At 63.0% G+C, this 10999-nt stretch carries 16 protein-coding genes and 3 pseudogenes; 8 read left to right on the forward strand and 11 right to left on the reverse strand.

The window, feature by feature from the left end:
• Positions 1-1164: MFS transporter (locus ABT24_RS14330; RefSeq protein WP_286738123.1), on the forward strand; the 1164-nt coding region annotated here is incomplete at its 5' end.
• 71 nt (positions 1165-1235) lie between these two features.
• On the opposite strand, the pseudogene ABT24_RS14335 reads toward ABT24_RS14330, so the two are convergent.
• Positions 1236-1325: pseudogene (locus ABT24_RS14335) on the reverse strand (DUF1348 family protein); the annotation flags it as partial.
• 2 nt (positions 1326-1327) lie between these two features.
• Here ABT24_RS14335 and ABT24_RS14340 point away from each other — a divergent pair.
• Positions 1328-1561 (forward strand): annotated as a pseudogene (locus ABT24_RS14340) (zinc-binding dehydrogenase); the annotation flags it as partial.
• Here the strand turns inward: ABT24_RS14340 and ABT24_RS14345 are convergent.
• From ABT24_RS14345 to ABT24_RS14355, 3 genes are read right to left on the reverse strand one after another with little or no spacing between them, the layout of a single operon-like run.
• The gene (locus ABT24_RS14345) at positions 1548-2786 is read right to left on the reverse strand and encodes an MFS transporter (protein ID WP_156054214.1); all 1239 of its coding nucleotides are present in this window, start codon (positions 2784-2786) and stop codon (positions 1548-1550) included. The pseudogene ABT24_RS14340 and the gene ABT24_RS14345 sit on opposite strands and share 14 nt — an antisense overlap.
• A 13-nt stretch (positions 2787-2799) precedes the next feature.
• Entirely contained in the window at positions 2800-3732 is a 933-nt protein-coding gene (locus ABT24_RS14350; RefSeq protein WP_286738125.1) for a zinc-binding dehydrogenase, read from the reverse strand.
• A gap of 58 nt (positions 3733-3790) precedes the next feature.
• A complete protein-coding gene (locus ABT24_RS14355) occupies positions 3791-4180 on the reverse strand; it encodes a carboxymuconolactone decarboxylase family protein (protein ID WP_156054216.1) in 390 nt (129 codons plus the stop codon).
• An 88-nt stretch (positions 4181-4268) separates the two neighbouring features.
• On the opposite strand from ABT24_RS14355, the gene ABT24_RS14360 reads away from it, so the two are divergent.
• Positions 4269-5171: a LysR family transcriptional regulator gene (locus tag ABT24_RS14360; protein WP_286738126.1), complete on the forward strand. Its 903-nt coding sequence runs from the start codon at positions 4269-4271 to the stop codon at positions 5169-5171.
• A gap of 39 nt (positions 5172-5210) precedes the next feature.
• Here the strand turns inward: ABT24_RS14360 and ABT24_RS14365 are convergent, their stop codons facing one another.
• Together ABT24_RS14365 and ABT24_RS14370 are read right to left on the reverse strand one after the other, a co-directional pair.
• The gene (locus ABT24_RS14365) at positions 5211-5582 is read right to left on the reverse strand and encodes a nucleoside 2-deoxyribosyltransferase (protein WP_156054218.1); all 372 of its coding nucleotides are present in this window, start codon (positions 5580-5582) and stop codon (positions 5211-5213) included.
• Between the two features lie 44 nt (positions 5583-5626).
• Complete coding sequence (locus tag ABT24_RS14370) at positions 5627-6535, reverse strand: LysR family transcriptional regulator (RefSeq protein WP_156054219.1); 909 nt, start codon at positions 6533-6535, stop codon at positions 5627-5629.
• A 101-nt stretch (positions 6536-6636) separates the two neighbouring features.
• Between ABT24_RS14370 and ABT24_RS14375 the strand changes: the two genes are divergently transcribed.
• Both ABT24_RS14375 and ABT24_RS14380 read left to right on the forward strand, forming a co-directional pair.
• On the forward strand, positions 6637-7638 hold the full coding sequence (locus ABT24_RS14375; protein WP_112487947.1) for an aldo/keto reductase: 1002 nt from the start codon (positions 6637-6639) through the stop codon (positions 7636-7638).
• Between the two features lie 79 nt (positions 7639-7717).
• A pseudogene (locus ABT24_RS14380) lies at positions 7718-7840 on the forward strand (MFS transporter); the annotation flags it as partial.
• Between the two features lie 70 nt (positions 7841-7910).
• Here ABT24_RS14380 and ABT24_RS14385 read toward each other — a convergent pair.
• The 5 genes from ABT24_RS14385 to ABT24_RS14405 all read right to left on the reverse strand — a co-directional run bounded on the left by ABT24_RS14385 (position 7911) and on the right by ABT24_RS14405 (position 9943).
• Positions 7911-8183, reverse strand: a complete 273-nt coding sequence (locus ABT24_RS14385) for a hypothetical protein (protein ID WP_156054220.1) — start codon at positions 8181-8183, stop codon at positions 7911-7913.
• A gap of 15 nt (positions 8184-8198) precedes the next feature.
• A complete protein-coding gene (locus tag ABT24_RS14390) occupies positions 8199-8411 on the reverse strand; it encodes a hypothetical protein (RefSeq protein WP_094159779.1) in 213 nt (70 codons plus the stop codon).
• Positions 8412-8579: 168 nt separating this feature from the next.
• On the reverse strand, positions 8580-8786 hold the full coding sequence (locus tag ABT24_RS14395; RefSeq protein ID WP_156054221.1) for a hypothetical protein: 207 nt from the start codon (positions 8784-8786) through the stop codon (positions 8580-8582).
• A complete protein-coding gene (locus tag ABT24_RS14400; protein ID WP_112487951.1) occupies positions 8783-9211 on the reverse strand; it encodes a single-stranded DNA-binding protein in 429 nt (142 codons plus the stop codon). Before ABT24_RS14400 ends, ABT24_RS14395 begins: the two co-directional genes overlap by 4 nt.
• 114 nt (positions 9212-9325) lie before the next feature.
• The gene (locus ABT24_RS14405) at positions 9326-9943 is read right to left on the reverse strand and encodes a S24 family peptidase (protein ID WP_172979025.1); all 618 of its coding nucleotides are present in this window, start codon (positions 9941-9943) and stop codon (positions 9326-9328) included.
• Positions 9944-10075: 132 nt separating this feature from the next.
• Between ABT24_RS14405 and ABT24_RS14410 the strand changes: the two genes are divergently transcribed.
• From ABT24_RS14410 to ABT24_RS14420, 3 genes are all read left to right on the forward strand, one after another.
• Entirely contained in the window at positions 10076-10369 is a 294-nt protein-coding gene (locus ABT24_RS14410) for a transcriptional regulator (RefSeq protein ID WP_112487953.1), read from the forward strand.
• Complete coding sequence (locus ABT24_RS14415) at positions 10362-10571, forward strand: helix-turn-helix transcriptional regulator (protein ID WP_112487954.1); 210 nt, start codon at positions 10362-10364, stop codon at positions 10569-10571. The genes ABT24_RS14410 and ABT24_RS14415 overlap by 8 nt, the downstream gene beginning before the upstream one ends.
• Positions 10568-10999, forward strand: a 432-nt coding sequence (locus ABT24_RS14420; protein ID WP_286738130.1) for a DUF1376 domain-containing protein, incomplete at its 3' end; no start/stop codon positions are given. The genes ABT24_RS14415 and ABT24_RS14420, both read left to right, overlap by 4 nt.

Genomic DNA, 10999 nt, shown 5'->3' on the forward strand with positions numbered 1-10999 from the left:
AGGGTCTTCCTGTGCGGCTTCACACTGTTCACGCTGGCATCGGCTGCCTGTAGCGTCGCCATCAACTTGCCGATGCTGGTCGTTGCCCGGCTGGTCGAAGGTCTTGGAGCGTCGCTGCTGGTTCCCAATTCGCTAGCCATACTCAAGCGCGCCTTTCCGGACAAGCTGCAGCGCAGCCGCGCCGTGGGCTGGTGGGGTGCTATCGGCGGCATATCCCTGGCAGCCGGGCCGGTGCTGGGTGGCTTGCTGGTCACGCATTGGGGTTGGCGCAGCATCTTTCTCATCAATCTTCCGATCGGACTTGTGGGTGGCTACCTCACGCTTCAGTACGTCGCTGCCGACGGCTCGCGCCACCCGCGCCACCATGACGATGGCCTGGATTGGCCTGGACAGCTCGTTGCTATCCTTTCATTAGCTGCATTCACGGCTGCGCTCACGGAAGCGGGACAGCTGGGTTGGGGTAGTGTCTGGGTACAGGGCGGTTTGTTGCTCGCGGTAGTTGCTGCCGCGGGATTCATCTGGATTGAATCGCGTAGCCGTTCGCCGATGCTGCCGCTTGGGCTATTTCGTGTGTCCGCCTTCACAATCGCGACGATCTCGGGTGTCATCGTTAATTTTTCCTACTACGGGCTGATCTTCATTTTCAGCCTGTTCTTCCAGATCGAGCAACAGCTTTCACCGCAGCAGACTGGAATGGCATTTCTGCCCATGACGATTGTGCTGATGGGGGTCAACGTACTTGCCGGACGCCTCATTAGCCGGATGGGCGCGAAGCGGCTAATGGTTCTGGGCTTGCTCATTGCTGCATCGGGATACCTGTTGCTTCTACCTGTTCGCGTCGATGGAGCCTATGGTTGGCTGGTGGTGCCGATGCTCATAGCGTCCAGCGGCATTGCCTTGATGGTCCCGACTATGACCAACGTCACGCTATCTTCGGTGGATGATTCGCGAGCGGGTATCGCATCGGGTGTCCTCAATTCCGCACGCCAAGTGGGCGGACTCCTCGGTGTTGCTGTTTTTGGCTATCTGGTACGCAATACCGGACAGCGGGCTTTTATGCAGGGTATGCATTGGTCGCTCGGCATGGCAGTCATACTGCTGTTGGCGGGAAGCGCCATGTGCTGGCTAAGGTTTGGCACAGATACAGAGAAGCAATTGAGCTGAAAATGAGGCTAATCGGGCATGGAGCTTCGCCACCTCCGACAGCCCATGCACCCGCGCCGTTAACGGTTCCCACGCGCCCACTTGCGTTCGAGAAAACGCTGCACTTCCGCACGATCGGCCGGAAATTCAGCGCGATTGCGCCAGCGCGTGTCTTCCGTGTACTTGGGAGTTCATGTTCACCCGCTCGATGTTCGCCACCGCGGACTTGGCTGAGCAGGGTCGCCTGCTCGACGAGGTGGCACGGCTCGTGGATGCAGGCCAGCTCAAAACCACGCTCAACACCCGCCTCGGCCCGATCGACGCCGTCACCCTCAAGCGCGCGCACGCGCTGGTGGAGACGGGCAGCAGCATCGGCAAGGTCGTGGTGGAGGGCTGGGAGTCGATCAGATCGAAGTGATGGAATCAAACGACCTGGCGTACTCCACCACCAAACCTAGCCCCGCAAACAGGGCACCGCACAGCACCACGGCCAGCCAGCCGCCCACGTCCCAGGCCAGACTGGCGATCAACGAACCGACGGCGCCGCCACCAAAATACGCGCTCATGTACACCGCATTGATGCGGCTGCGGGCTTCACCAGGCAAGGCGTGAATCGTGGCGAGATTGGCGATGTGCGCGCCTTGGCAGCCTGCATCGATGGCGAGGCAGCCGATGATCAGCCCCCAGACACCCTGCATGGCGAACGCTGCCGCCCCCCATGAAAGCAGCATCGTCACCAGTGCCGCCAGCCGCACCCGGCGCGCACCGCCCGGGCGATCGGACCAGCGCCCCGCGAATGCGGCGGAGGACGCCCCGGCGATGCCCAGCAAACCGAACGCGCCGACTACCGCCGGGCCATAGCCATAGGCCGGGCCTTGCAATACAGGGGTCAGCCCGACCCAGAACACGCTGAAACTGCCGAAGAACAGCGCGCCCGTCAACGCCGCGAAACGCAGTTCGCGATGCCGGACGAACTGACCCAGCGTCGAGGTCATCAGCGCGACATATCCCTGCGTTTCTTCCACCTGCGCGGGCAGCCGTGGCAGCACGCGCCACAGCATCATCCACGTCGCGGCGCTTGAGGCGGCACCGAAGGCGAACGCCCACCGCCAGTTCGCCCACTGTGCAATACCGCCTGCAATCACCCGTCCACCGAGAATGCCGATCATCAGTCCGCTCATCACAATGCCAATCGCTTTGCCGCGCGAAGGAGTCGGCGTGACATGCGCCACCAACGGAATGATCTGCTGAATGATCGAGGACAACAGCCCGACGGCCAACATCGCGAAGGCCAGCCAGAGCACGGAAGGTGCGGCAGCGGCGGCCAGCAAGGCCAAAGGCAGCAGCGCGCCCAGACCCAAAATGAGACGATGCCGGGCATGCCGGTCGCCCAAGGGACCCAGGAACAGCAAACCACCGGCGTATCCGATCTGCACCGCCGACGGCACCACGCCGACCTCCGCGATGCTTGCATGAAACGTCGCCGCGAACTGCTGCAACAAGGGCTGCGCGTAGTAAAGATTGGCGACCGTGACCGCACAGGCCAGGGCCATGAACAGGGCGAAGCGCTTCGACGGCCCGCTACTGGAGTCTGGGTCAGAAGCTGAAAGAGACGTGATCGCGGCTTCCTCAAGTTGCTGCATGAAAACTGCCCGGTCAGTGTTCGACCCTGAGGACGACGTTGCCGCGCACCCGTCGGCCGAGCAGCGTCTCGATCGCCACGGGCGTTTCCCGCCAATCCACGGTGAGCCCTACCTCGATGTGGAGGCGCTGTTGCGCCACCAAGCGGACAAGGGATTCGAGATCGACTCCGACAGGGCTAGGGTCGTCGAGGTAGTAGAACTTGCGCAGCGTGGCACTCATCCCGCCCTTCCAGTTGAAGAAGTCCAGGGTCGCGGGTGAGCGGCTGGCCTGACCGAACCAGACCAGACGGCCGTCTGCCACAAGGTGTTCCCACGCGGCAGCAAGCGCAGCGCCGCCGGTGGACTCCAGCGCAATATCGAAGAGTCCAGTTACTTCTTCGATCGAGGGAATTGTCTCGACAGCGCCGAGTTCTCGCAGTCGATGTCCACGTTCATCATTCGCTGCGATGGTGGTGACACGCGCCCCCTGCGCCGCCGCCAGTTGCACGAAGGCATGGCCGACGCCACCGGAGGCCCCGGTGAGCAACACTCGGCGCGCGGCCAGTGGGCCGGTCGCGCGCGTCAGGCGAAGCGCCGTCAGGCCTGCGAGCGGAATGGCTGCGGCCGTCACATCGTCAAGTCCATCGGGCAGAGCCACCACACGATCCGCCTTGACCGCCACCCACTCCGCCCACCCTGCTTGATCGGGATGCGCCACTACGCGCTGCCCAAGCTCGTAGCCCTGTACGTCGCTGCCGACCGCAGCGACGCGACCCGACACATCCTTCCCCGGCCGCCAACTTGGTGTCGGTGCTTCGAGGAGAAACGTTTCGCCGCGGTTGACCGAGTAGGCAGCGACGCGGATCAGCACCTCATCGGCAGCGAGTTCAGGTTTTGCTACCTCCGTGAGGCGGATGTGCGCGGTGGCGCCGGGGTCTGGGACCCAGGCTTTCATCATCTCGGTCATGGGGACCTCCAAGTCAGGTAAGTGATCGCGATTCATCGGAACGGTCTGCAAACGCCGCTCAGGATTTCCCACCCAATTGGGCGCGCTCGGCCAGCACCTCCTTCAAAGCCGCCATGCCGTTGAGCGCCGCGGGAAATCCGGCATACACGGCCATCTGGATCAGCACCTCGATCACTTCCTCGCGGCTGCAGCCGACGTTGAGCGCCCCATGCAGATGCACCTTGAGTTGCGGCTGCGCGGTGCCGAGCGCGGCGACGGTGGCGATCTCGCGCTCCTTCAAGCTGAGAACGCCCCTTGCATACACATCACCGAAGCCGAACTCAATGACGTAGCGCGCCAGATCGGGCGCGACCTCCTGCAGGGAGGTGATGACGCGCTCGCCGGCTACGCCGTCGATGGTCTTGAGCAGATTCCAGCCACGCTGGTAGCGTTCAGAGAATTCAGGCATGCCATGCACTCCGTTGTGAGATGACGGTCATTGTGGCGCTGCGCGCTATGCTCGTGAAGACAAAACGACGCAAGGTGGTTTTGCAATGATGGAAAACCTGAACTGGGATGATGTGCGCCTGTTGCTGCTGGTGGCGCGCACGCGCAGCCTGTCGGCGGCGGCGGTGCAGCTCGGCGTGAGTCCCTCCACGGTGGGGCGGCGCATCGCGCTGCTGGAACGTGCGCTGAGCGTGACGCTGTTCGTGCGCCACGCCAGCGGCTACAGACTGACGGAGGACGGCACCTCACTGCTGGAAGACGCCCGGCGCGTCGAAGATGCCATGGTGCAACTGCAAGGCCGGGCGGCGGATGCAGGCAGCACTCCCCGAGGGCATGTGCGCCTGGCGACCAACGAGGCGCTGGCGAATCTGCTGATCCTGCCGCGCTGGGCGGCGCTTGCGCCACGTTATCCGGATCTCGTGTTGGAACTGGTGACCGGGGCGGCGATCCAGGATCTGTATCGGCGCGACGCCGATCTGGCGCTGAGGCTGGTGCGGCCCGAGGTCGGCGGCCTCACCGTGCGCAAGCTGGGGGTGCAGGCGTATGCGGTGTACGCCGCCAAGGGGCTGGCGCCGCAGACCCGCAAGCCCGGCAAGGCGGGGCTCGGCAAACTGCCCTGGATCGGCTGGGATGCCTCCATCCAGCACCTGGTGCAGGCGCGCTGGCAGCGCGAGCAGTTTCCCGAAGCGCGCATCGCGCTGACGGCGAACAGCCTGTTCACCCAGCTGCACGCAGCGGAACAGGGCCTGGGGCTGGCCGTGCTCCCGTGCTACATCGCGGATACCCATCCGCAGCTCAGGCGCTGCCTATCGCCAACGCAATGCGTATCGCAGGACATCTGGCTGGTGATTCAGCAAGGCCTGCGCGACGCGCCGCGAGTGCGCGTCATCGCGGACATGATGGCGGCCGTGGTCAGTGACCACCGAAAAAACCTCGAAGGCCGTCCGACGTGAGTGGCCGGAGATTCAACGATGCCGTTCGCAAGCCGTCGTTCAGTCGTGAGATTCAGGCACTCCATTCGCCCTCAGTTCAACCCCCAATAACTCCGCCAGACGATCGATCGCATGCCATGGCGTTGGCATCACGGCAAAACTGCAAGCCAACATCAGATTGACAGGCAGGCCGAAGTCCTCGACCAGACCACCATCGGTCTTGTCGCGCACCCGGCCATCGGCATCACGCCAGACTCTGCGCAGCACGGCGGATCGTTCTCGGGTGTTCCAGTGGTCACCGATCCAGGCGGCCACGGGCTTGCCGATGGCCAAGGCGAAAGCCGCATCAAACACAGACCCGCTATCCGGTTCCACACCGCGGAACGGGCTGAGATTCGCCAGCACCCCGTCGCAATCGCGCAGCAGACGCAACCAAAGGTCAGATCACGGCGCAGTTGGGGTTGTGCAGACCATGCCTAGCGCGTCGCTCCCGAGCCGGCGTAGTACGCATTGCACCAGTCAATGAAGGCTCGGAGCACCGTCGAGACATGCCTTCTGCTCGGGTAGTACAAGTGAAAGCTCGGGATGAAGGGGCACCAATCGTCCAGGGAGCGGACCAGTTGTCCGCTATCTAGAAGCGATTTGGCCGTTGATTCATGGACATAGGCGTAGCCGATGCCTCCGGCCGCCGCCTTCACCATCATGTCGTCGTCGTCGAGCACGAGCGGCCCTGCCACGCGAACTGCGATCTTCTCTCCGTCCTTTTCGAACTCCCAGGCGTAGTGCAAGCCGCTCGGGAAACGGCGCCCAATGCATGCGCGCTGTTTCAGATCTTCTGGGTGCCTAATGGGTCCTGTTTTGCTGACATAAGCGGGAGACGCCACCAGGACCAGGCGCTGAGCGGGGCCAATAGGTACTGCCACCATGTCGAGAGCGACACTCTCACCGAACCGAACACCGGCATCGAAGCCCGTTTGGACGATGTCGATGATTCCGTCGTCTGTTATGAGTTCGATTACGGTCTCGGGATGGTCTCGTAGGAAGCCGTCCATGATCGGCGCCAGGAGCACCCTTCCGGCTGGCCGGGGGACGTTAAGCCTCAAGGTGCCCTTGAGCGAGGAGCCGAAGGAATGGGCCTGATCGAGGGCTTCAGAGATTCCCGCGAGCATGGGCTCGATGCGAGACAGCAGCTGGGAGCCCGCGTCAGTGAGCACCACGCTTCTCGTTGTGCGGTTCAGCAATCGGACCCCTAAGCGCTCCTCCAAGCTGCGCATCGTGTGGCTCAGGCTGGATGCGGTCACGTTGCGTTCGTCCGCCGCCTTTCGAAAGCTACGAAGTCGGGCGATGGCGGCGAAGCAGGCAAGTTCGTTGAAGTCGGCGTGCATGGATTGATGAATCACCCTCACTGAGTCGTCAAGTGTATGCACATTGTCGCAGTGCACAAAACTGCCTAAATTGCGCTCATCGACAACAAACGGAGGTCGTCATGAATCAACGTCAGCTGGGAAACAGTGGGCTCACAGTCTCGGCGCTGGGCCTGGGCTGCATGGGCATGAGCTTCGCATACGGCGGCGCGCTGGATGATGACTCGATCCGCGCAGTTCACCGGGCTTTCGAGCTCGGCGTCACCTTCTTCGACACGGCAGAGGTCTACGGTCCATTCACGAACGAAGAGCTGCTCGGCAAGGCCATTAAAGGACTTCCTCGCGATCGCATCCAGATCGCGACCAAGTTCGGATTCAAGATCTTGCCGCATGGTAACGGGTTGGAGCGCATGGTCGGGGTCGACAGCCGGCCGAGCCACGTCCGCGAAGTGGTCGAGCAGTCCCTCAAGCGCCTGGACATCGATGCCATCGATTTGCTCTATCAGCACCGGGTAGATCCTGCGATCCCTATCGAAGACGTCGTTGGAGCCATGGCAGACCTTGTAGCCGCGGGCAAGGTACGTCATCTCGGACTGTGCGAGGTATCGACTGCCACCCTCCGCGCCGCCCATGCTGTTCATCCGATCTCGGCCGTTCAGAGCGAGTACTCCCTCTGGAGCCGGGAGCCCGAGCGCGGTGTCCTTGGGGTCTGCCGGCAGCTCGGAATCGGCTTCGTCCCGTACAGCCCGCTCGGACGAGGTTTCCTCACGGGCAAGCTGACGTCCGCTGATCAGTTGGCCGCGTCGGATTTCCGCAAGTCTCTCCCGCGGTTCCAGGCGGAGGCGCTCGCTCGGAATCTGCGTGTCTTCGAACTGTTCGGCGAGGTGGCCAGGGCTAAGGGGTGCACTCCCGCACAACTCGCGTTGGCGTGGCTCTTGGCTCAAGGCGACTTCATCGTGCCGATACCGGGCGCCAGAACGCTCGAGCACATAGAAGACAACGCGGGAGCCGCCGCTCTGCAACTGTCCGCCTCCGAGATCCGCGCGGTCGAGTCCGCACTGGATCTGCAGGCGATCAGCGGTGCTCGCTACAACGAAGGAGACCTCGCGCTGGTCGAGGGCTGAGCCCCCCCACGAACGTCCGATTCGATTTGATCCAACTTCAGGAGAGGTCGTGAGCAAAGAATCATCGAGCAAGAACAGAATGCCGATTGCCATCTGGGCCCTCGCGGCCGGCGCATTCGGCATCGGGACGACAGAGTTCGTCGTCATGGGGCTCCTCCAAGAGGTCGCGCGAGACTTTGGGATTTCCATCAGCACGGCAGGCTACACGTCGTAGATCAAACCTTGTCCCCTTGAGCTGACGACCATGAGTCCGATGTCCCTCTGCCCCACGCCTACTCCACCTCCTCACCGAGCGCCATCACCGCGCCCAGGTTCGCGACCGCCGAAATGCAGGCATCCCGATGCGGCAGATGGCCCCAGCGCAAAGAGACCAGCGCCGCACGGGCTGGGTGCAGCGCGACCGCGCTTTGGCCGTTGTTGCGCATGGCATCCTGCGCCTTGTCGAGGCAGCGGATCGCCGCCTCGATGTCAGCAGGACTAGGGTGCAGGCCGATGCGCGCGAACGCAATGAGCTGTTGCGGGCATTCAAGCCATTCCTTGAGCATGGTGTGGCCTCCTGTTCAATCTGCGACGCGCTGGTTGCGCGCGGCCCTGCGACGACGCTTGATTTCCCAGGCCAGCCGCTTGTAAACGGCCCACAAGAGCTTGGCCGTCGCCCACAGCAGAGGAGACAGAAAAAGCAGCTTGATTCCGAGCGGTGCGCGCATGAACAGGTCCGCGAACCACACGAGGGCCAAGAGGGCGACGATGAACGTCATGCCGACGTATTGCATGTCGAATACTCCTTCATCAGAAATCGCCCTGGCTGGCCTTGCACCAAGCATTTTCTGCACCGTTCTGCTTCGGATGGGCAAGCAACCAGGCCTCATCGTGGCTCCTGGCAGCGCTGGGTCCCGCGGCAGTTGAAGGGCCGGTGGATGAGGACACATCGCGGTAGCGTGTCACTGCCGTACCTCCGCGGTCGAACGCCCCGCCACTGGCAACGGCATAGCGCCCTGAGCAATCCGCTCCGCACGAGTGAGCAGGCCCTGCGCGTAACCGCGTCGGTAGGCTTCGCGCCGCCAGAGCGCCGGATTCGGGTCGCGCCCGGCGAACCCATCGCGGTCACCGACAAAGGCATCGTTCACGGGGTAGCGTTTGAACATCATGACGCGCGCCCCGACGGATCGTCCAGCACAGGCCATTCCAGCCCGCCTGTCGCAGTCGCAGCAGCAGCGGCTGCTTCGGCAGGCTTGTCCTTCTCCCGTCGGGTCAGCAACAGCAACTCATCGGCAACGACCTCGGTTGTATGCCGTTCCGTCCCATCTTTGTCGGCCCATTTGCGCGTGCGCAACTGGCCCTCGACATAAGCCTGTGTGCCTTTGGACAAAAAGTCCGCCGCAATCTCGGCCAGTCGCCCGAATAGCACGACGCGCGACCATTCGGTGTCTTCACGTCGCTCGCCGCCCTTGTCTTTCCAGGTGCGTGAGGTCGCAAGCGCGAGCGTGGCGACGGCCACGCCGTCTGCGGTATAACGCACCTCGGGGTCGCGGCCGAGGTGACCGATCAGTTGCACCTTGTTGAGAGAGGCCATGCTTCACTCCATCGAGGGGATGGAACGAATAGTACGTAATGCCTAACATCCAGTAAATAGGTATTCCCTATTGTTTTACAGATTGAACCAGGGCGCTCACTGGGCCGCCGACGCTCAGATTGGCTTGCCGAGCCATGCCCAGATCACGCGGCCGTGAACGTGCAAGCTGGACGTTTCTTCGGGAGAGATCTCCCAGCCCTTGTAGAGACCATTGTCCGAGTTGACGGACAGGGACTTCGGCATGCGCTGGATGCGTTTGATAAAGGTTTCGTCGCCGAAGGTGAAGAGGTAGACGCCGTCACGATCGATGGTTTCCACCGATCGATCAATGACGACGATGTCGCCGTCATTGATCGTGGGCTCCATCGAGTCGCCTGCGACCGTGACCAGTGCAAGCGAAGCCAGCGCCACGCCTGAGTTGCGCAGGATGCGGGCCACGATGTCTTGACAGACCTGCACAGCGCCGACGCGCAACTGGGCTTCCAGGTAGCGCCCCGGTCCCGCGGCCGCCTTCAGGTCGTACTGAGGCAGGGTGACCATCCCATCGACGATGCGCAGGGAGGGGTTGTATCCCCACTCTTCGCGCACCCCCCAGTGTTCCGGCCCGACGACGTCTGAGAAATATTGAAACAGGGCGCCGAGGCGAGACTTGGCCACGCGACCATGGTGGATCCAGTCCTGTACAGACGGCGGCTTGATCTCCATGGCGCGCGCCAGGGTGACCTTCGACACGCCCTTTTTCAGTCGCGCCGCCTCAATCGCAGCACCTAGTTCTTTGCCTGTAAGCATTGCCTTATTTGAACGCAAAGCGAAAAATAAGGCAATGCACTTTCATAAAATAATGCAATACCTTATACTGACCTGATGAGAACCAACACCCGCCTGTCCGAAGCGACCTCAGCCCATGGCGGTCTGTCCGCTTGTGCACGCATGATCGGCGTGAGGCCCCCCACCCTGCATCAATGGATCAAGGGGCTGCGTCCGGTACCCCCGCGGCGATGCTATGCAATCGAGTCCGCGCTGGCGGTTCGCCGTTGGGATCTCCGACCCAACGACTGGCATCTGATCTGGCCGGAACTGGTGCGCGCACCGGGTGCGCCGGCCGTGACCGAATCCACGCCCGGCGCCGGGCCACCGCGAGAGGACAGCCGTGAATGAACCCCTGAGACTACTCGTGACTGCGGAGGAAGCGGCCCGCATGCTTTCGATGGGCCGATCGACCTTCTGGCGTAACGTCAGCGCAGGGGTCTTGCCGCAGCCCGTGCGCATCGGCGGCCTCACCCGCTGGCGGGTCGCCGATCTGGTGCAGGTGGTGGATCCGGGGGCACAAACGATGGCGGAGCAGGGGAGGGCGGCATGACGCAGGTCTCTCCCAGCCGTGACATCAGCCCCGCCCCTCTCACCCCACCCACCTGCGACCTGCGCGCCATGCCTCACATGCCGCTGGACGTGACGCGAGTGCTCAACTCCGACTTCATCGCCCAGACCGACTGCCCCGCCTTCAAGGTCGGCATGACGCTGATGATGACGAGCTGGCAGCAGGTGCCCGCGGCCAGTCTGCCCTCGGACGACAAATCCTTGGCCTGGCTGGCCCACGTCACCCCGCAGCGCTGGCGCAAGATCAAAGAGCAGGCGCTGCGCGGATGGATGTTGTGCAGCGACGGCCGTCTGTATCACCCCGTCATCGCCGAGTTCGCACTGGACGCCTTTGACAAAGTGCGAGACCGGCTCGACGACAGCGCCCCAGCCCGGCGCATCAGCAGCAGCGCCGAGCGCATGCGCCGCCTG

The organism is Thiomonas sp. SCN 64-16 (genome assembly GCF_001725585.1).
Classification (GTDB): Bacteria; Pseudomonadota; Gammaproteobacteria; order Burkholderiales; family Burkholderiaceae_C; genus Thiomonas; species Thiomonas arsenitoxydans.